Annotated in this window: 15 protein-coding genes; 6 read left to right on the top strand and 9 right to left on the bottom strand. The window is 62.2% G+C overall.

Annotated features, from left to right (window positions below; genetic code table 11):
* Window positions 1-9 precede the first annotated feature (9 nt).
* The 6 genes from C9383_RS27225 to C9383_RS27200 form a co-directional block, all read right to left on the bottom strand.
* Window positions 10-1851, bottom strand: a complete 1842-nt coding sequence (locus tag C9383_RS27225) for an ABC transporter ATP-binding protein (RefSeq protein WP_090369324.1) — start codon at window positions 1849-1851, stop codon at window positions 10-12.
* Between the two features lies 1 nt (window position 1852).
* Complete coding sequence (locus C9383_RS27220) at window positions 1853-2728, bottom strand: ABC transporter permease (RefSeq protein WP_090369322.1); 876 nt, start codon at window positions 2726-2728, stop codon at window positions 1853-1855.
* Window positions 2725-3681, bottom strand: coding sequence for an ABC transporter permease (locus C9383_RS27215; RefSeq protein ID WP_090369320.1), 957 nt, complete (start codon window positions 3679-3681; stop codon window positions 2725-2727). The genes C9383_RS27220 and C9383_RS27215 overlap by 4 nt, the downstream gene beginning before the upstream one ends.
* Window positions 3682-3700: 19 nt before the next feature.
* The gene (locus C9383_RS27210; protein ID WP_060756192.1) at window positions 3701-5338 is read right to left on the bottom strand and encodes an ABC transporter substrate-binding protein; all 1638 of its coding nucleotides are present in this window, start codon (window positions 5336-5338) and stop codon (window positions 3701-3703) included.
* A gap of 95 nt (window positions 5339-5433) precedes the next feature.
* Window positions 5434-6708, bottom strand: coding sequence for an NAD(P)/FAD-dependent oxidoreductase (locus tag C9383_RS27205; protein ID WP_090369318.1), 1275 nt, complete (start codon window positions 6706-6708; stop codon window positions 5434-5436).
* A 31-nt stretch (window positions 6709-6739) separates the two neighbouring features.
* The gene (locus tag C9383_RS27200) at window positions 6740-7408 is read right to left on the bottom strand and encodes a haloacid dehalogenase type II (RefSeq protein WP_060756194.1); all 669 of its coding nucleotides are present in this window, start codon (window positions 7406-7408) and stop codon (window positions 6740-6742) included.
* 503 nt (window positions 7409-7911) lie between these two features.
* Here C9383_RS27200 and C9383_RS27195 point away from each other — a divergent pair.
* Genes C9383_RS27195 through C9383_RS27185 form a run of 3 tightly spaced genes read left to right on the top strand, consistent with a single transcriptional unit; the run spans window position 7912 to window position 11001 of the window.
* Entirely contained in the window at window positions 7912-8763 is an 852-nt protein-coding gene (locus C9383_RS27195; protein ID WP_090369316.1) for a GNAT family N-acetyltransferase, read from the top strand.
* 20 nt (window positions 8764-8783) lie between these two features.
* The gene (locus tag C9383_RS27190; protein WP_090369314.1) at window positions 8784-9497 is read left to right on the top strand and encodes a cupin domain-containing protein; all 714 of its coding nucleotides are present in this window, start codon (window positions 8784-8786) and stop codon (window positions 9495-9497) included.
* A gap of 40 nt (window positions 9498-9537) precedes the next feature.
* Window positions 9538-11001, top strand: a complete 1464-nt coding sequence (locus C9383_RS27185; RefSeq protein WP_090369312.1) for an aldehyde dehydrogenase family protein — start codon at window positions 9538-9540, stop codon at window positions 10999-11001.
* Between the two features lie 110 nt (window positions 11002-11111).
* Here C9383_RS27185 and C9383_RS27180 read toward each other — a convergent pair whose 3' ends face one another.
* Window positions 11112-12437, bottom strand: a complete 1326-nt coding sequence (locus C9383_RS27180; RefSeq protein WP_090369310.1) for an NAD(P)/FAD-dependent oxidoreductase — start codon at window positions 12435-12437, stop codon at window positions 11112-11114.
* 260 nt (window positions 12438-12697) lie between these two features.
* On the opposite strand from C9383_RS27180, the gene C9383_RS27175 reads away from it, so the two are divergent.
* The gene (locus tag C9383_RS27175; RefSeq protein WP_060756208.1) at window positions 12698-13042 is read left to right on the top strand and encodes a YggL family protein; all 345 of its coding nucleotides are present in this window, start codon (window positions 12698-12700) and stop codon (window positions 13040-13042) included.
* A gap of 300 nt (window positions 13043-13342) precedes the next feature.
* The gene (dacB, locus tag C9383_RS27170) at window positions 13343-14803 is read left to right on the top strand and encodes a D-alanyl-D-alanine carboxypeptidase/D-alanyl-D-alanine endopeptidase (RefSeq protein WP_060756209.1); all 1461 of its coding nucleotides are present in this window, start codon (window positions 13343-13345) and stop codon (window positions 14801-14803) included.
* Between the two features lie 29 nt (window positions 14804-14832).
* Here the strand turns inward: dacB and C9383_RS27165 are convergent, their stop codons facing one another.
* Window positions 14833-17271, bottom strand: coding sequence for a sensor domain-containing diguanylate cyclase (locus C9383_RS27165; RefSeq protein ID WP_090369308.1), 2439 nt, complete (start codon window positions 17269-17271; stop codon window positions 14833-14835).
* Between the two features lie 148 nt (window positions 17272-17419).
* Window positions 17420-19684 (bottom strand): bifunctional 23S rRNA (guanine(2069)-N(7))-methyltransferase RlmK/23S rRNA (guanine(2445)-N(2))-methyltransferase RlmL, encoded by a 2265-nt coding sequence (gene rlmKL / locus C9383_RS27160; RefSeq protein ID WP_090369306.1) that lies wholly within the window; start codon window positions 19682-19684, stop codon window positions 17420-17422.
* Window positions 19685-20216: 532 nt separating this feature from the next.
* Between rlmKL and rmf the strand changes: the two genes are divergently transcribed.
* A complete protein-coding gene (gene rmf, locus C9383_RS27155) occupies window positions 20217-20432 on the top strand; it encodes a ribosome modulation factor (protein WP_002553055.1) in 216 nt (71 codons plus the stop codon).
* Window positions 20433-20677 lie beyond the last annotated feature (245 nt).

Here is a 20677-nt window from a genome sequence, read left to right as displayed (position 1 = left end):
GGCGCCGACTCATGCGCAGGCTCCCGAGGTTTCAATCACCCGGCCTTGCTGGGTCTTGAGCAACTGGGCAGCGTCATGGTGGCAGAGAATTTCACTGCCATTGTCCAACACGCGTCGGCTGGGCGGCACGCTGTTGCACAGGCCGTCAACGCGCATCGGGCAGCGATTGAGGAAGCTGCACAGTTGCGGCCCGCCGGCGTTTGCACCCACCGGCGGCAACGTGCCACTGGTCGCACCGCACGTTTCCAGCCAGCCCTGGCGCAATTCCGGCACCGAGTGAATCAACAGGTCGGTGTAGGGATGGAACGGTGGCTCGGCAAACGTCTGGCGGCTGCCGGCCTGGACCTTCCGGCCGCTGTACATCACCACAATGTCATCGCACAGCGCGCGCACGGTGGAGATGTCGTGGCTGATAAACAGGTAGGACACACCCAGTTCCTGGCGCAGGTCGCGCAACAGTTCCAGGATCGCCGCCCCCACCACGGTATCCAGGGCCGAGGTGACTTCATCGCACAGGATCAGGTCCGGCTCGGCGGCCAGCGCCCGGGCCAGGTTGACCCGCTGCTTCTGCCCACCGGACAACTCGCTGGGGCGCCGGCCGGCCAAGGTGCGTGGCAGGCGCACCAGGTCAAGCAATTGCTCGGTGCGCTCGCGCAACGCCTTGCCCTTGAGGCCGAAGTACATTTTCAACGGCCGGCCGATGATGGCGTCCACGCTGTGCATCGGGTTGAGCGCGGTGTCGGCGTTCTGGAACACCATCTGGATGCGTCGGAACTGTTCCGGCGTGCGCTCGGAAAGGCAGCCTCCGAGCGGCTGGCCGTCGAACGTGAGGCCACCCAGGGCGGGCGGTAACAACCCCGCGACCACCCGCGCCAGGGTCGACTTACCCGAGCCGGATTCGCCGATCACACCGATCGCCTGGCCCCTGCGCACGGTGAGGTCGATGCCTTCGAGCACACGGATCAGCGGCAGGCCCTGCGCATTTTTGTTGCCGTAGCCGGCCGTCAGGCCGCTGATGGTCAGCAGTGGCGTGTCTTCGGCGATGCCGGACGGCGGACGGATCGTCGCGTCCGGCTGCGCGGCCGCCAGCAGGCTGCGCGTGTAGTCATGCGCCGGGGCTTCGAGCAGCGGCGCGGTGGCGCTCTGTTCGAGAATCTGGCCATTGTTGAGCACCACGATACGGTCGGCCATTTGCGCCACGACCGCCAGGTCATGGGACACATACACCGCCGTCGCGCCGCGTTCGCGTACCACGCGCTTGAATGCCCGCAGCACGTCGATCTGCGTGGTCACATCCAGCGCCGTGGTCGGCTCGTCGAGCACCACCAGCAAGGGGTCGCTGATCAGCGCCATCGCCGCCATCACCCGTTGCAACTGCCCGCCGGAGACCTGGTGCGGGTAGCGTTGGCCGATGCGCTCCGGGTTGGGCAAGGCCAGGTCACGGAACAGACCGATCGCCTTGGCCTCCAACTCGACGCGGCTACCCAGCCCGTGGATCAGTGCGCCTTCTACCACCTGGTCGATGAGCTTTTTCGCCGGGTTGAACGCGGCGGCCGCACTCTGCGCGATATACGACACGCGGTTGCCGCGCAGCTTCTGCAACTGGCTTTCGCTCGCGGCCAGCATGTCGTGCTCACCGACACGCACCACCCCGCCGGACAACCGACACCCACGTCGCGCGTAGCCGAGCAGCGACAGGGCAATGGTGGTCTTGCCGGAGCCGGACTCGCCGATCAACGCCAGCACCTGGCCCTGCTCCAGCGCGAAGCTCACGCCTTTGACGATTTCCACTTCGCCGTGCTCGCCACAGGCGACGACACGCAAGTCTTCGACACGAATCAATTCCGTCATTTCAATGGCCTCCCGCACGTCGACTGCGTCGGGAAGACAGATAGTCGATCAACAGATTCACGCCGATGGTCAAGGTGCCAATGGCCAGCGCCGGAATGACGATAGCCAACGCACCCTGGCTGAGGCCGCCGATGTTTTCGCGCACCAGCGAGCCGAGGTCGGCGTCCGGTGGCTGCACGCCCAGGCCCAGGAAGCTCATGCCGGCAAGCAATAGCACGATGTAGCCGAAACGCAGCCCCAGGTCGGTCAATACCGGGTTGAGCATGTTCGGCAGAATCTCCCGGCACGCCACATACAGGCGGCCCTCGCCGCGGGTGCGCGCAACCTGCACGTATTCCAGGGTCTCGATGTTCACCGCCATGCTGCGCGCCACGCGGAACGAGCCGGGGATGTAACTGATCACCGCCGTGCAGATCAGCAGCGTCACCGACGAGCCGAATGCCGAGACCATGATCAGTGCGAACATTTTGCTCGGGATGGAAATGAAGGCATCCATGATGCGGCTGAGGATTTCGTCCAGCCACTTGGGCGACACCACCGACACCAGCGCACACAAGGTGCCCAAGGTACTGGCCAGCACCGCCGCTACCAGCGCCAGGCCGACGGTGAAGCGGGCGCCGACCATCACGCGGCTGAGCATGTCGCGGCCCAGGTAGTCGGTGCCGAACGGATGAGCCAGGCTGAAGCCGTCGAAGACGTTATCAGACACCACTTCACCCACCGGGTGCGGCGCCAGCCAGGGGCCGACCAGCGCCAGCAGTAACCAGGCCAGGCACACCACGCCACCCATCAGCCCCAGCCAGGACGGGCCGCTGGATGCTTTGGCCAACGCCAGGGCCGAGGACGCAGGCTTGCCTTTCGCAATGAGCATATTCATTGGTTTCTCAGCCTCGGATTGGACAGGATGGCGCACAGGTCGGCGATCAACACCAGGCCCAGATAGGCCGCGCAGAACAGCATGCTGCACGCCTGCACCAACGCCATGTCGCGGTTGGTCACGGCATCGACCATCAAGCTGGCGATGCCGGGATAGTTGAAGATGGTTTCGACGATCACCACGCCGCCCAGCAGATACGAGAGGCTCAGGGCGATGGCATTGGCAATCGGGCCGATCGCATTGGGCAGCGCATGGCGCAGCACAATACGGATCGGCCCGACGCCTTTGAGACGCGCCATTTCCACATAAGGACTGTCGAGCTGGTCGATGACTGCCGCGCGGGTCATGCGCGCCATTTGCGCGACGATCACGCAGCACAGCGTCATCACCGGCAAGGCATAGGTGCGCATGAACTGCCAGGGGGAGCTGATATCACTCGCATAAGACAGCGACGACAGCCACCCCAGGTTCACCGCAAAAATCAGCACCGCCAGGGTCGCCACCAGAAACTCCGGCACCGCGACCATGGCCAGGGTGATAAAGCTCAGGATGTTGTCGATGCGCCCGCCCCGCGCCATGGCCGAACCGATACCCAGCACCATGGCCACCGGCACCGACACCAAAGCCGTGGCACTCGCCAGCATCAAGGTGTTGGGGGCCCGGCCGCCCATCAATTCGCTGACGGGCATGGCACTGGAGGTCGACATGCCCAAGTCACCGCTGAGCAGGCTCATCAACCAGTGCAGGTAGCGCAGCACACCGGGCTGGTCGAGCCCCAGTTTCAGGCGCAATGCCGCCACCTGTTCCGGGGTGGCGAACTGGCCCAGGGACTGTTGCGCCGCATCCCCCGGCAGTACCGCCGTGATCGCGAACACGACCATGGACACGATCAACAACGTCACGGCCCCGGCGCCGATGCGCCGCCCGATCAACCACAGTGTAGTGCTATTCATCGTCCTGCCCTCGCGGTGCTCAAGCGTCCAGCCAGACTTGCTCGGCAAACATGTAGCCCATGAAACCACCGAGCGGATTGGCCACGTAGCCCTTCACACGCTTGTCCACGCCATCGATGTTGCTGATGAACACGGGCACCCCGATACCGCAATGGTCGTGCACCAGTGCCTGCATGTCGTGGTACATCTGGGTGCGCTTGGTGTCATCGGTTTCGGCACGGGCCAGCAACAGCAACTGGTCGAACTGATCGTTCTGCCAGCCCGACTCGTTCCAGGGCGCCTTGGACTGGAAGAACTGCGAGAACATCACGTCGGCGTTCGGCCGTGGGTTGATGTTGCCGAAACTCAACGGGTGCTTCATCCAGTGGTTGGACCAGTAGCCATCGGTGGGCAGGCGGTTGACGTCAAGCTTGAGCCCGGCCTGTTTGGCCGATTGTTGCAACAACACGGCGATGTCCACCGAACCGGTCGCGGCCGGCGAAGCCACCAGCGGCATGGTGATGCTCTCCATGCCGGCTTTCTTGAGCAGGAACTTGGCCTTTTCCGGGTCGTATACGGTTTGCGGCAGGTCGCTGTTGTAGTAGCGCGCGCCCGGCGAAATCGGGTGGTCGTTGCCGACAACCGCATAGCCGCGGAACACGGCGGACTTGACCTGTTCGCGGTCCAGCAGCAGCTTCATGGCCTGGGTGAATTCCGGGCTTTTGCCGGGCATCTGGTCCTGACGGATGATCAAGTCGGTGTAGTTGCCCGACGGCGCATCGACGACCCGGTGCTTGGGGCTGGCGCTGATGCGCGTGGTCGAACGCGGGTTGACTTCGTTGATCATGTGCACGTCACCCGACAGCAGCGCGTTGATCCGCGATGGCTCATCGGCGATGGCAATGAACTCGATCTCATCGAGGTAAGGCAGGCCCGGCTTCCAGTAGTTCTTGTTACGCACGGCAATCGAACGCACACCGGGCTTGAATTCGCCGACGGTGAACGGCCCGGTGCCAATGCCTTTGTTGAAATCGGTGGTGCCCTCCGGGACGATCAAGAGGTGCGACACCGCGAGGATCGACGGCAGCTCGGCGTTGGGCGCGCTGAGGCGGATCTGCACTTCATTCGGCCCGGTGGCCTTGATCTCGGTGAACTGCTCCACCAGCGCCATGACTTTGGAACCCGTCAACGGGTCCTTATGCCGGCTCAGGGAGAACACCACGTCGGCGGCAGTCAGCGGTTTGCCGTTGTGAAAGGTCACGTCCTTGCGCAGCGTGATGGTCCACAGCGTGGCGTCGACATTGTCGATGCGTTCGGCCAGCTCCAGGTGCGGGGTCATGTGGCTATCGAAGCGCGTCAGGCCGTTGTAGAACATGTATTGGCGCGCGTAGTCGGTAGACAACGCGCCCTTGGCCGGGTCGAGGGTGTCGGCGGTAGACGTGGACATACCGGCCACGCGGATCTTGCCGCCCGGCTTGCCCTTGCCTTCGGCCGGTGCTTCATCGGCCCACAATTTGCCGGCCGTACCGAACAAGCTGCCCGCACCGGCCGCCGCTACACCGGCGAGGCCGAGCATTTGCAGGGCATTGCGCCGCGACATGCCGCGATTGAGGCTTTCGAATACCCGCAGGCTCTCTTCACCGGAGATGAGCGAGGGCGTGGTCTTGTTGTCTGTCATGGCAAGGCTACCTGTCGAAAATTAAAAGGTTCGAGTGCTCACGGTTATCCGGAGCGTTCTGGAAACACACACGACGGTGAGGCAACAGCGGCAACTCAGTGTAAGTAGTCCTGAAAGCGGTAATAGGCGCCCACGAACGGCAGGAACCAGGGTTTGCCGAAATGCCCGGGGATCGCCGGCCACTCGAGTTCACGCCACGGGTTCGCCGCGGCATTGCCGGCCATCACCTCGGCCATCACCTGGCCCATGTGCACCGACATCTGCACCCCATGGCCGCTATAGCCCATGGAATGAAACACGCCGCCATGTTGCCCGGCACGTGGCAGGCGGTCGGAGGTCATGTCCACCAGGCCGCCCCAGCAGTAATCGATCTTCACCTGGGCCAACTGCGGAAACATGTTCAGCATCGCGGCCTGCAGTACCTTGCCGCTCTTGGCATCCGACACGCTGTTGGACATCGCAAAGCGTGCACGCCCACCGAACAGCAGACGGTTATCCGGGGTCAGGCGAAAGTAATTGCCGATCATGCGGCTGGTCACATAGGCGCGGTGCTGCGGCAATAGCTGATCGATGAGCGCCTGGGGCAACACTTCGGTAACGATGACAAAACTGCCCACCGGTACGATGCGTCGGCGATACCAGCCAAGCCCACCGTGCTGGCAGGCACCGCTGGCCAGCAACACTTGACCGGCGTGCAGCGAGCCGCGCGCGGTGTTGACTTGATAACCACCGGCCTGCGCTTTCCAGTCATTGACCAGCGTGTGCTCATGGATCATCGCGCCGCGTCGCGCCGCCGCCTCGGCCAGGCCCACACCAAAACGCCCGATGTGCATTTGCACGCCATTGCGTTGCAGCAAGCCGCCGTGAAACTGCGCCGAATGGACTTCGGCTCGGGTCTGGCCGGCATCGAGCAACTCGACATCAGCGTCGACTTCACGGCGGATCAACTCGCAGGTGCGCGCCAACCCTTCGTAATGCAGGGGCTTGGCCGCCAGCTTGAGCTTGCCGTTGCGCACCATGTCGCAGGCGATCTGCTCCTGGTCCACCAACGACACCACGGTCTGCACTGCGCTTTCATAAGCCTGGTAATAGTCCCGCGCCTTGGCGGCTCCGAGGCTGGCATGCAGCCCGGCATAATCCTGGGCCACCCCGGTGTTGCATTGCCCACCGTTGCGCCCCGAGGCTTCGCCGACCACCCGCCCGGCATCCAGCACCACCACACTGGCGCCGCGCATGGCCAACGCCCTGGCCGCCGACAGGCCGGTAAACCCGCCACCGACCACCGCCACGTCGACCTGCCTGGGCAGGTCACCCAACTGCGCGCCGGTGAAGGCGGGTGCGGTGTCGAGCCAATAGGATTCACTGCCCATGTTTAACCTCGTACGCCGATGACGTTGGTGTTTACAGACCGACCAGGCCCGGCAAGCCACCGATATCGGTGATCTGCTGGTAGCCATAGGCGGCATTGCCTGCGGCTTCATGTCCGCGGGCAACAAACGCCTTGTGCTTGATCTTCATGTCGTGGGCCGACATCAGGTCGTAACGGAAGCTGGACGACACATGCAAGATGTCTTCCGGCCCGCAGCCGAGGTTGTCGAACATGAATTCGAACGCTTGCAAGCGTGGCTTGTAGGCTTGGGCCTGCTGGGCGGTGTACACCTTGTGAAACGGCGCACCGAGCTTTTCGACGTTGGACATGATCTGACTGTCCATGGCGTTGGAGAGAATCACCAGGGGAATCTTGTCGGCGATCTTCGACAGGCCGGCCGGCACGTCCGCATGGGGACCCCAAGTCGGCACGGCGTCGTAATACAGCTGACCTTCTTCACGATAGTCGATGCCCCAGCGCTTGCAGGTACGTGCCAGGGCGGTCTTGAGAATTTCGTCGTACGGCCGCCAGTCGCCCATCACCTGATCCAGGCGGTAGGCGGCAAAATCCTTGACGAACTGATCCATCTGCTCAGGCGCGATGCGGTCCGCGAACAGCTCGCGGGTCAGCGGGCCCATCTGGAAGTTGGTCAGCGTACCGTAGCAGTCAAACGTAATGAATTTGGGACGAAGAAAGCTCATGGGGGTGCGGTCCTGGAGTCAGTGGAAGGTGGCAAGCATTCGCGGCTCTGACGGCGCGTCGGCCTCGTTGCAGCACAGCTTCATTACACCACTGTGAAATCAGCAGATGGCGTCAAAAAAGCGCCCGCCTCAATACAAAGCACCGTTTTTGCCGCCGGCGCCAGCAGAGTTTGCGGCGCGCTCCAGGCTTGGGCGAAGCCCGTATTCATGCGCTTTAATGGGCCTTTTTGGGCACGAAGGCTCAAGGCTGGGGGCGATCAGCGGCAGAATGTGTGGTGGACAACCTTTCTATAAAGAAGCACTGCGTGCACAGCGCTGGACAGGTCCATCAGCCGTGAGGCATTTGCTGCTGAGCACCCCCTCCGATTTGGTAGTAACTATGGTGGCGTTACCCTCCCGCACGGCAAATCTACCGAATGCTGCGCACCCTCTTGCCAGCCCGCAAAGCAGGTGGGATACAGGCGTTTCAACGACCCTCAACCCGTGCTCAACGGAGGCCCGCCATGGCTGCCCTGCCACACCCTGATTACCTCTATCGCTCAATGACGGTCGCCGACCTCCCAGCCGCCCATGACCTGTCGGTGCAACTCAAATGGCCACACCGCCTGGAAGATTGGGCGATGTTGCAACGGGTCAGCGATGGTTTTGTGGTACTCGACGGTGAGCGCCTGATCGGCTCGGCGTTCGCCTGCCCCCAGGGTGATTACACAACGATCGGCCTGGTGATCGTCAGCGACGACTATCAGGGCAAGGGCATCGGCCGACGCTTGATGGAAATGGCCCTGAAGGCCTGCCGAACCAGCACGCCACTGCTCAACGCGACCCTGGCCGGTGCACCGCTTTATGCCAGCCAGGGGTTTGTCGAATTTGGCTATGTGCAGCAGCATCAAGGTCAGGTGCAGGTTCCCGAACTGACCGCTCTGGCCGCAGGCGAAACCTGCCGCACGCTGAATGCCGATGATCATGCCGCCCTGATCGACCTGGCCAGCGCCGGTAGCGGCCTGGACCGCCGCGAGATCCTGCGCGACCTGCAAGTGGAGCACGCGGTAGGCATCGAACGCGACGGCCAGTTGCGCGCGATTGCACTGCTGTACCCCTTTGGTCGCGGGCGCTGCATCGGCCCGGTAGTGGCCGAGACGCTCGAGCAGGCCAAGCACCTGATCGGCACGCTGCTGGCCGAGGTACCGGACGCCTTTGTGCGCATCGATATCCCGGCCGAATGCGGCCTCAACGACTGGCTCGAGCAGGCCGGTTTGAAGTGCGTCGACAAGGTTGCACGCATGGCGAAGGGTGAACCGCCCAAAGCCCGCGCAGGCATACATGCATTTGCCCTGATCACCCAAGCCGTCGGCTGATTTCTCCTGGAGTATTGCCCATGTTCCCCCCCCGTATCCTCATGCTCGCTCGCGCTGACGGCAGCCCTGTCGACACGCCCTTGCGCAACGCGGCCCTGAGCACGCTCGACCCCTTCGGCAACACCCGCCGGCTGGCCTGGCTGAGCGACGACGGCGTGTCTGCCGGCCTGGTCGCGTTCAGCGGCGAAGCGGTGATCGAAGACTTCCCCCACAGCGAAACGCTGGTGGTTCACGCAGGCTCAGTCCTGCTGCACAGCGCCGAGCAGACTTTGGAACTGGGCGTCGGCGACAGCGCGGTCATCGGCCGTGGCACCCGCCTCACCCTGCAGGCGACTCCAGGCACCTGCTGGGCCTTCTGCGCCGTGGACCTTGCCGACGCCCCGTTGCGCCCCGGCCTGACCTGGCTCGATCCGCGTGCCCAGCTCAACCCGTCAGCCGCACCCGACACACACATCCTGATCGGCCCTGCGCCGCAATGCCGCGCCAACAACCTGTTCGACGACGCCAGCACCGAACTGCGCGTCGGCATCTGGGACTCGACGCCCTATGCCCGCCACGGCCGCCCGCACAAGCTGCACGAATTGATGTACCTGATCGAAGGCAACATGACGCTTCAGGACGCTGAGGGTGTCGATCTGACGGTCAACACCGGAGACACCGTGTTCGTCGCCAAAGGCGCGCCCTGTGCCTGGCGCGGCTCGGTGTATGTGCGCAAGGTTTACGCGGTGAAATAAGTTTGCAACGCCCGTTATCGCTCCAGGGAGCCCGTTGAACATGACTACACACTCTTCGAACCACCCCAGCGTCGATGCCCACGTATTGGCCAGGTTCTACATCAATGGCCAGTGGGTTTCGCCGGCTGTTCCGGCCAGCCTCGGGGTGATCAACCCGGCCACCGAACAGGAGGTGGCGCAGGTGGCGCGCGGCACCGCCGAAGATGTCGATCGCGCCGTTGCAGCGGCGCGTGAGGCGTTTCCCGGTTGGGCGGCTTGCGCCCCTGCGGAGCGCGCCCGCGTACTGGGCAAGATCCATACGCTGATCCTGGAACGCAAGGAAGAGCTGGCCCAGGCACTGTGCCTGGAGATGGGCGCGGCGATAGGTTTCGCACGGGCCATGCAGGTGCCACTGGCGGCCGAACACGTGCGCGTCGCACGTGATCTGCTGGCCGACTATCGCTTCCAGACGCTGGAAGGCAGCACCGCGATCGAGCGCGAACCCATCGGCGTATGCGGGCTCATCACCCCGTGGAACTGGCCGCTTTACCAGATCACCGCCAAGGTTGCCCCGGCGATTGCCGCCGGCTGCACCGTGGTGCTCAAACCCAGCGAGCTGTCGCCGCTGAGCGCGTTGCTGTTCGCCCAGTTGGTGCACGATGCCGGCCTGCCGCCTGGGGTGTTCAACCTGGTCAATGGCAGTGGCCACGAGGTAGGTGCTGCCATGGCGGCGCACGCTGACATCGATATGATTTCCATCACCGGCTCCAACCGCGCCGGCGCGCTGGTGGCGCAAGCGGCCGCGCCGACGGTGAAACGCGTGACCCAGGAGTTGGGCGGTAAATCGCCGAATGTGCTGCTGCCCGACGCGGACTTTGCCAAGGCTGTGCCGCTGGGTGTGATGTCGGCATTTCGCAACGTGGGGCAATCCTGCAGCGCCCCGACGCGGATGATCGTGCCCCGGAGCAGGCTGGCGGAAGTCGAAGCGCTGGCAGCGGCCACCGCCAATGGCATCGTCGTCGGTAACCCGCAGTCGGAGGACACCGTACTCGGCCCGATTGCCAACCAGGCACAGTTCGAGCGTGTCCAGAGCATGATCGAAGCCGGCATCGCCGAAGGCGCGAAACGGGTCTGCGGTGGCCCCGGGCGCGTACCGGGCTTTGACAAAGGCTTCTATGCCCGCCCGACCGTGTTTTCCGAAGTCGCGAGCAGCATGCGCATTGCCCAGGAAGAAATTTTCGGCCCGGTGCTCTGCATCATCGCGTATGACAGCCTCGATGAAGCCGTCGCCATCGCCAATGACACGGTGTACGGGTTGGGCGCGCATGTGCAGGGGCAGGACATCCAGCTTGCGCGTGCCGTGGCGTCGCGCATTCGCGCCGGGCAGGTGCACCTGAACCATCCGGCCTGGGACCCGATGGCGCCCTTTGGCGGTTACAAACGTTCGGGGAATGGCCGGGAGTATGGCGTGCAGGGTTTTGAGGAGTACCTGGAGACCAAGGCCATTGTCGGATTCGGTGCCTGATATCCACTGTAAACAAGAGGGGGCTTGCTCCCGATAGCAGAGGGTCAACTGACCCACCGCTATCGGGAGCAAGCCCCCTTTTCAGATATTCACTTCAGATATCCACGATTTCAGAAATCCGCGACTTTGCCCCACGCCGATGATTTGAACCGGTCCGGATGATAAGGCGTCGGGTCCACGATAGGCTGCGCGCCACTGACAATGTCCGCAATCAGATGCCCCGCCCCCGGCCCGATACCAAACCCATGCCCACTGAACCCTGCCGCTAATATCAGCCCGGGCAGGTTGGCCATTTCACCGATGCCGGGGACGCCGTCCGGCGTGCTGTCCACATACCCCGCCCAGGCGGCAGTCACCGTTGAGTCTTTAAGCGCCGGTATCAATTGCGTGCCGCGCTGGTAGGTCAGTTTGACCGCCGAGGCGTCCGGAGTCGGATCCAGAATCCGCATCTTCTCCATCGGCGTCGGCGCATCCAGGCGCCAACGCTTCCAGCCCTCATGGCCCGCCTTCGCGCCCTCGAAGCCACCCACGGCGAGGTTGCGCCAGCGGCGTTGAAACATCGGTAGGAACTGCGGTGCAAAGCTGAGCAACTGCGGAGTGGGGTCGACACGCCCGCGCCCACTGATCGCCAGGGTGTAGCTGCCATCGAAACGGCGTGTCATCGAGGCATAGGTAGTGTGCAGCGCACTCGGCAGCTCCAGGCTTGGAGGCGACACGCGAAGCACGGTCTGGCGAATGGTCGCCTGGGGAAAACGAATGCCGTATTGGCGGCAGAACGAGGAAGCCCAGGCGCCTGCGGCGAGCACGGCAAGCCGGGTGCGGATGGTGCCTTTTTCGGTGACCACCGCAGACAGTCGACCGCCTTCGGTTTCCACGCCCCGGACCGCGCAGTCCTGATGCACCGTGCTGCCCAGCGCCATGATCGCGCGGGCGACCGCCGGGGCGGCGCGGGAGGGATCGGCGATGCCGTCGGTGGGTGAGTAGACCCCGCCTTTCCACGGTTTGCCGGTCACCCGCCCGCGGTCAGCGGCTTGCTGTGCCGTCAGCATATAGGTCTCGACGTTGACCGAACGGGCGAACTCGCCCCAACGTGCCCAAATATCGAGCTCCTTTTCGTCGTTGCTCAGGTAAAGCAGGCCACAACGGTTAAAGCCGGTTTGCTCGCCGGTCTCGGCGGCGAACTGCTCCCACAGCTCCAGGCTCTTGGTAGACATCGGCAGCTCGCGCGCATCGCGATTTTGCTGACGGCACCAGCCCCAGTTACGGCTCGATTGCTCGGCGCCTATGCGGCCCTTTTCAACCAGGGCGACCTTCATGCCGCGCTTGGCCAGGTAATAAGCAGTAAAGGAACCGATGATTCCACCGCCAATCACCACGACATCAGCATCCGTCGGCAAGTCGGGAGAAGTTTCTACAGCAATCAAGGGAGCTGGCATAAGTGGGTATCCGTCAAGGGTCAGTCATGGCATCGCGGCAGCATGGATTTATTACACCACCATGAAGCCATGCATAAACGGTTAAAAAGACCCGCCGAGTGGTACAAACCACTGTTTATCAAGCCCACCCCGGCAGACTTTACCGCCCCGGCAAACATCGGTTTTCTGCCCGGCGGCAGACGGTGATAGCACGCAAATGGGGCAGTCAGGCCTATTAACTGGTAGAGTGCGCACCGATATTTATTAAGAGGAATGTTTTCATGGCCACTAACCGCTCCCAGCGTCTGCGCAAAAAACTGTGTGTGGACGAGTTCCAGGAATTGGGGTTCGAGCTGAACCTGGAATTCAAGGAAAATCTGGCTGACGATAAAATCGATGCATTTCTCGACGCGTTCCTGAAAGAAGCCATGGAAGCCAACGGCCTGGGCTACGTCGGCGGTGACGACTACGGTCTGGTCTGCCTGCAGAAGCGTGGCTCGGTCAGCGAAGAGCAGCGTGCCAAGGTTGAAGCCTGGCTCAAGTCCCGAGATGAACTGACCAAAGCCGAAGTCAGCCCATTGCTGGACGTGTGGTACCCGGAAAAGCCGATCAACCCTGTTGCTTGATCGCCATCAGGGCCATCCTTCGTGATGGCCCTGTTTGTTTAAGCCTCACCCCTCGCTACAAGCCGCACGCCGCAGGGCTGCCCTTCCAAAGCCTTCAATCCTTGATATCCAAAGCGCTCACCAGCCGAATTCGCCGGCAGAGCGGTCCCGTGCCTGAAAAAAACGCCAATTACCCGCTATCGTTCAGCTACAACGGCATGCACCTTGGGGCATAATGCCGACACTTTCATGACCATTGAGGGATTTTTCTTATTTACCCCTCACCTTTTCACCCTCCTCAGCAGCAGGGTTTTATTCCTTATGATCAAATCTTTACGTTCAGTGCTCATTGCCGGTTTTTTCCTCCCACTGGCCTTTTCCGTCTCCGCTGCCCCCGTCAATAACACCCTGCCCCCGAATGTTCAGCAGGCCCTCCAGAAAGCCAAAATCCAGAACACCTCGCTGTCTCTGGTGATGCTGCCGTTGAACGGTCCAGGCACGCCGACCATTTTCAACGCTGACGTCTCGGTGAACCCGGCCTCGACCATGAAGCTGATCACCACCTATGCGGCCCTGGAAATGCTCGGCCCCAATCATCAGTGGAAGACCGAGTTCTACACCGACGGCACCCTCAACGGTGGCGTGTTGCGTGGCAACCTGTACCTCAAGGGGGGTGGCGACCCCAAGCTGAACATGGAAAAACTCTGGCTGCTGATGCGCGATCTGCGTGCCAACGGCGTACAGCAAGTGACCGGCGACCTGGTGCTGGACCGCAGTTTCTTCAACCAGCCACAACTGCCGGAATTCAATGACGACGGCAACGACGAAAACAAACCGTTCCTGGTCAAGCCCGATGCCTTGCTGGTCAACCTCAAGGCCCTGCGCTTTGTCACCCGCAACGACTCAGGCCGGGTGATCGTGTCGGTCGAACCACCGATCGCGAGCATCCGCATCGACAATCAGGTCAAGGCGAACAATGCCAAGCAATGCACCGGCGACGTACGCTACAACCCCACGACTGCGGCCGATGGCAGCGTGACCGTTACGGTCAGTGGCCAGTTGGGTGATGGCTGCAGTTCGCAGACTTACCTGTCGCTGTTGGACCACGCCACCTACACTGCCGGCGCCGTACGCGCGATCTGGCAGGAGTTGGGCGGCACGATCCAAGGCCGCGATATCCAGGCACCGGTGCCCAAGGATGCGAAGGTGCTGGCCCGTGCGTTCTCGCCGGACCTGGCGGAAATCATCCGCGACATCAACAAATACAGTAACAACACCATGGCCCAGCAGTTGTTCCTGAGCCTGGGTGCACAGTTTCGCAACGATGCCGATGGCGACGATGCCAAGGCGGCGCAACGCGTAGTACGCCAATGGCTGGCGAAGAAAGGCATCACCGCCCCTCACCTGGTGATGGAAAACGGCTCCGGCCTGTCCCGCGCCGAACGGGTCAGTGCCCGCGAAATGGCGGCCATGCTGCAAGCCGCCTGGAAAAGCCCTTACGCGGCCGAATACATCAGCTCACTGCCGATTGCCGGTACCGACGGCACCATGCGTAAACGCCTGAAGACCACGGCTTTGCGCGGCGAAGCCCATGTCAAAACCGGCACCTTGAACACCGTGCGCGCTATCGCCGGGTTCAGCCGGGACAACAATGGCAATACCTGGGTCGTGGTGGCCATTCTCAACGACTCGAAGCCGTGGGGCGCTTCGTCGGTGCTGGATCAGGTATTGCTGGACCTGTATCGCCAGCCGAAACTGAGCGCTGCAGCGCCGGTGCTCTGACCCGGCAGGAGACTCGCGAATTCGGGCGGTCAGTCACCCCAGATTTTGGCTGACTCACCGGATTCGCGATTCAATCGACTCGGCGCACCGCCCCTGCCACACATTTCTACCCGGTCCCTGCCCGCCTGCTTGGCCACATACACCGCCGAGTCCGCACGCAGCAACAACCCATCAACCCCTTCGTCGACCCGCCAGTTGGCCACACCAAAGCTGGCGGTCACGATGCCCACCGTCTCCATCGGCGTACAGCGCAGCGACTCCCACAGCGCCATCGCAAGGCTGTAGGCCTGGTCGCCATCGGTATTGGGGCACAACACCACAAACTCTTCGCCACCCAGACGGCAAAACACATCGCTGCGACGCAGACGCTGAAGTACGCGTTTGCACAGTTCCTGCAGAACCCCGTCGCCTACGCCATGCCCGTACTGATCGTTGATCCGCTTGAAATGGTCGATATCGAACATGATCAATGACAATGCGCCGCAGGTCCGGTTAAGCCGGATCATCTCCGCCTTGACGCGATCCTGGAAATAGCGCCGGTTATGGATACCCGTCAGCGCGTCGGTAATCGACAGCGTGCGCAGCTCTTCCTCGACCCGCTTCAGATCGGAAATATCCGACACATAGCCATGCCACAACGTACCGCCTCCCGGTAACTCTTCCGGCGTGGCCTCACCGCGAATCCAGCGCAGGCCCCGGTGCGGCAGTTGCACCCGATACTCTTCGCGCCAATGGCTCAACTGCAACGCCGACAGACGAATCGAGTTGCGCACCCGCTCCACGTCCAACGGATGGATACGCTCGAGAACGCTGCTCGCATCCTGCTGCAACACGCCCGGTTCGATTTCATAGATATCGCGCATGCCGTCACTGGCATAGATGAAGCGCCAGCGGTCCTGAGGCTCCACGGTGAACTGGAAGATTCCACCGGGCACATGGGCGCTGAGTTTTTTCAGCAAACGGTCGCGTGCCGCCAGGGCCTCGTAGGCACGTTTTTGCTCAGTGACATCGCGGTAGATCGCCAGGTGCCCGATCCACAGACCGTGCTCATCGAGCAACACCGTCGGCAGCATATTGGCCGTCAAGTGGCTGCCGTCCTCGCGCCTCAAGGTCCACTCACGGGCTTCATGCTGGCTGTCCGGGCTTTCCACCAGCATCGCCTGGCAGGGTGCGATACGCTTGCCCAACGCCGCGCTCAAGTGCACGGCCCGGGCTTCCAGTTCCGAAGGCAGGTGCAGGCTGTCCAGGCTCAGTTGCCCCAACACCTGTTCGGCCTTGAACCCCAGCATTTGCTCGGCACCAGCATTGAAGGTGTTGATCACGCCACGCAAGTCGGTGGCGATGATCGCGACCTGGGTCGCCGCATTCAGCACACTGCGCAATTGGCCATGGGCGCCGCGCAATTCTTGCTCGCGCAGGCGCAACTGCACGGTGCGCTGCTCCACCAGTTTCAAGGCGCGCTGGCGTTGGCTGACCAGTACGTAAAGCAAGGCACTGAGCAAGAGACTGAGCAGCACGCCCATGGTCAGGATCATGCTCATCGAAGAGTGGTTGGCCTGGTCGAATACCTTACTGGCACGCAGGCTCAGGATGTAGACATGGTCGCCCAGGGTGATCCGGCGCGCAGCGGCCAGGCCGCTGTCGCCCACCGAATTACTGGAGGCATACAGCACACGCTCCTGATCGTCGGAGGTGTCGACGATCTGCATCACCAGGTTGTCGCGTGTCGACTTGGGCAGCCCCTCGGCCACCAGCTGACGCATGCTGATCACCGCCATCACAAACCCGTAGGGCTCGGCGTCCGGGGTTTTGCTCACCGGCGACACCAACAACACGCCGGCTGCGTAGGCGGGCTCCACCCCGACCAGTTGCATCGGCTGGGACACTGCCGGTTTGCGACTTTTTTGCGCACGCTCAAGGACCGATCGGCGCAGGGGCTGGGCCAGCAGGTCAAACCCCAGGGGTGAGCCCAGCAGGCTCTGGGTCTGGCTGTACAGCACCGGGACGTACTCATCGCGCTCGGGTGCCGCGGCCAAATTGCCCGCCGCATTGAGTTCACGGATCACAAAAGGGCTGCCGCGCTGTCGGGAGATCTCTTGCTCAAACGGAGCGCGTTGCTCGCGAAATATCCGGGGCGCCCACGCATAGGCGCGGGTATGCAACAGCAAGGGCTGGGCGAAGCCGTCGAACTCTTCGCGAGAGACATCAGCGGAGTTGATGAAGAAACGCCGCAGGCTGCCCAGGCGTTGCTCCTGGTCCTCGAAACGTTCCTGAATGCGTGTAGAACGTTCATTGACCAGCAACTGGAAACGCTGGCGCACCTGTTGCTGATAAAGGTCGGCAGCCGCCCACGCGACAACCGCCGTCAGCGCGCAGCCTGCCAGTAATACCACCAATGCCACCAGCCAAGCCGACGCCTGCTCACTGATAAAGCCTAGGATTTTCGGGCGGGCAGCGGGTAAAGGCATAGGCAACACTCACAACGCCAGCGTGCGGGGGTGTCACTTTGGCTAGGGATTAAGTTATAGCCATCGGTCCGGAATTTGACCAGCGTAAAAAAGCCGCAAACCTGGAAAATTCAGGTTTGCGGCTTTCAGGTGCACTGCGCTGCGGCAATCAGCGCGCGGTGATTTTCCAGGCCCGGTGGATCTTCGCGTTACGTGCGAAATCCGGGTCGATGGTCTTGTCGCTGATTTCCTCGACCGCATAGCGTTCGCTGAGGTTGTCCTCCAACTGGAACTTGCGGAAGTTGTTGGAGAAGTACAGCACGCCGCCCGGTGCCAGGCGGGCCATGGCCAGGTCAAGCAGCTGCACGTGGTCACGCTGCACGTCGAAGATGCCTTCCATGCGCTTGGAGTTGGAAAAGGTCGGCGGGTCGATGAAGATCAGGTCGAACTCATCGCGGCTGGCTTCCAGCCAGGCCATCACATCACCCTGCTCCAGGCGGTTCTTGTCGGAGAAACCGTTGAGGGAGAAGTTGCGACGCGCCCAGTCCAGGTAGGTCTTGGACAGGTCGACGCTGGTGGTGCTGCGCGCGCCGCCCTTGGCCGCGTGCACACTGGCGGTGGCGGTGTAGCAATACAGGTTGAGGAAGCGCTTGCCGGCGGCCTCTTTCTGGATGCGCAGGCGCATCGGACGGTGGTCGAGGAACAGACCGGTGTCCAGGTAATCCGTGAGGTTGACCAGCAACTTCACGCCGCCTTCGCTGACTTCGGTGAACTTGCCCTGGGCGCTCTGACGTTCGTACTGCTTGGTGCCGCTCTGACGCTCGCGACGCTTGACCACGACGCGGCTCTTGTCGATGTTCAGCGCCTGGGGAATGGCCGCCAGCGCATCGAACATGCGCGCGGAGGCTTTTTCCGGGTCGATGGATTTCGGCGCGGCGTATTCCTGCACGTGCACCCAGTCGTGGTACAGGTCGATGGCCATGGAGTATTCCGGCATATCGGCGTCGTACACGCGGTAGCAATCCACGCCTTCGCGCTTGGCCCACTTGCCCAGCAGCTTGAGGTTTTTCTGCAGGCGGTTGGCGAACATCTGCCCGCCTTCACTCAAGCGTGCCTGCTCGACCACAGGAGCCGGGGCCGGCTTGATCGGGTTACCGTTCTTGTTGTACTGGCGCTCTTGCGGCTCGGCCGGGGCTTGATCGTAGGCGGCTTGCTCACGTTCGGCCTGACGCTGCTCGGGCGTGCGGCGCTCGCCCGTGACGAATTGGTCCGGATTGACCTTGATCAGCAGCAATTTGCACGGCAAGGCACCGTTCCAGAACGAATACTGCTTGTGGCTGCGGATCCCCATGCGCTTGCCCAGGTCCGGCGCGCCGGTAAACACCGCCGCTTCCCAGCCCATGCAGGCCTGGCGCAGGCGCTCGCCGAGGTTCTGGTAGAGGTACAACAGGCTTGCTTCATCACCCAGACGCTCACCGTAGGGTGGGTTGCAGATCACCAGGCCTTTCTGGTTCTGGTCCGGGCGCGGCTCGAAGGTGCCGACTTCGCCCTGGTACACCTTGATCCAATGGCTAAGGCCTGCGCGTTCGATGTTATTGCGTGCCGGCTGGATAAGACGCGGATCAGCCTCGTAGCCCCGAATCCACAGCGGGGTTTTGTTCATGCCGACGGCGGCACGTTCAGCGGCCTCGGCATGCAGTTTCTTCCACAACGCCGGGACGTGACCCAGCCAGGTGGTGAAGCCCCACAGTTCGCGATTGAGGTTGGGCGCCATGTCGGCAGCGATCATCGCGCCTTCCACCAGGAAGGTGCCCACACCGCACATCGGGTCGGTCAGCGCGCCGCCCTCGGCGGCAATGCGCGGCCAGCCGGCACGGATCAGGATCGCGGCCGCCAGGTTTTCCTTCAACGGTGCGGCGCCCTGCTGCAGGCGGTAACCGCGCTGGTGCAGGCTGTGGCCGGACAGGTCGAGGGACAGGATCGCCTCGCCACGGTCCAGGCGCAGGTGAATACGCAGGTCCGGGTTGATCTTGTCGATGGACGGGCGTTCGCCGGTCGGGGTGCGCAGTTTGTCGACGATCGCATCCTTGACCTTCAGCGCGCCGAAGTGGGTGTTGTCGATACCGGAACCATGGCCACTGAATTCCACCGCCAGGGTGCCATCCGGGACCATGTGGTCAGCCCATTCGATATCCAGCACGCCGTGGTAGAGGTCTTCGGCGTCCTTCATCGGGAAGCGCTTGAGTACCAGCAGCACACGGTTGGCCAGGCGCGACCAGAGACACAGGCGGTAGGCGGTTTCCATATCGGCCATGCCGCGCACGGCCGAGGTGTGCTCGCGGGCGTCCTCAAGGCCAAGCCCGACGGCTTCCTCGATCAGCAGGCCTTCAAGGCCCTTGGGGCAGGTGAGGAAGAGTTCAAAACGGTCCGACATGGGCATTCCAGGCTTTTCAGCAATCAGTGAACGGGCGACGCATCGCCGGCTCGGTTTTCAATCAAGCACTTTTCTCGAAGAGTGCTCGCGTGGCACGAATGTGCCGTTCCACCCCGGCTGCCGGGCTTTTGGGCCTTGAATTGACGGGGCAGATAAACAATTGGCTGTAACAGAAAGTAATATTCCGACCCTTCGTCGAATAATAACCGACTGCAACGGGCGGACATTCTCACTAAAGGATTAAACCTATCCGCTTCGCAAGGCACATCATAGCTGGCTTTGCCCGATAAATGGGGCGAAAAGCCATCCCAGCTTATGGCTATAGCATCGTTATCGTTACGTGCTTATGACAAAACGATCATTGAATCCATGTGACCTATTGGTTAGAACTCAACACAGGTTGGCGCCGTAACGACGCCGACACATTGGCTCGCCACGCCGGCAGCGAGCCCACCAACGGCAGAAAAACTCTGCCCGGCCTCGGATGAGGCTGAAGGATATCAAGACAGTCAACAAGTGAGGGAAACACCCTATGAGAAGACTTAAGCGTGATCCGTTGGAAAGAGCATTTTTACGCGGATATCAATATGGCGTTCATGGAAAATCCCGTGAGCTTTGCCCTTTTACTCTACCGTCGGTACGCCAAGCCTGGATCAACGGCTGGCGAGAAGGACGCGGCGACAACTGGGACGGTATGACTGGCACTGCGGGCATCCACAGACTCAACGAACTTCACGCCGTCGGCTAATCAGGGCACTTAACTCCGACACGACACTTTTGAAGCTGTAATGAATTAACCACGCACGCCCCATTCGGGCGGCGGGCTTCGGCCCAGGGGCTCCTTATGGAGCCCTTTTTATTGCTGCTCTTGTAGTGAGCGGGCTTGCCCCGCGCTGAGGTGTGTCAGGTAAGTTTGGGCCGCCTGACACACCGCCGCGCGGGGCAAGCCCTAATGCCAGTCAGTTAAGCAATAGAACGGACGATGAATAACTT

Source organism: Pseudomonas palleroniana (genome assembly GCF_003031675.1).
In the GTDB taxonomy this organism is placed as follows: domain Bacteria; phylum Pseudomonadota; class Gammaproteobacteria; order Pseudomonadales; family Pseudomonadaceae; genus Aquipseudomonas; species Aquipseudomonas palleroniana.
This window is presented reverse-complemented; position numbering and strand designations above follow the sequence as displayed.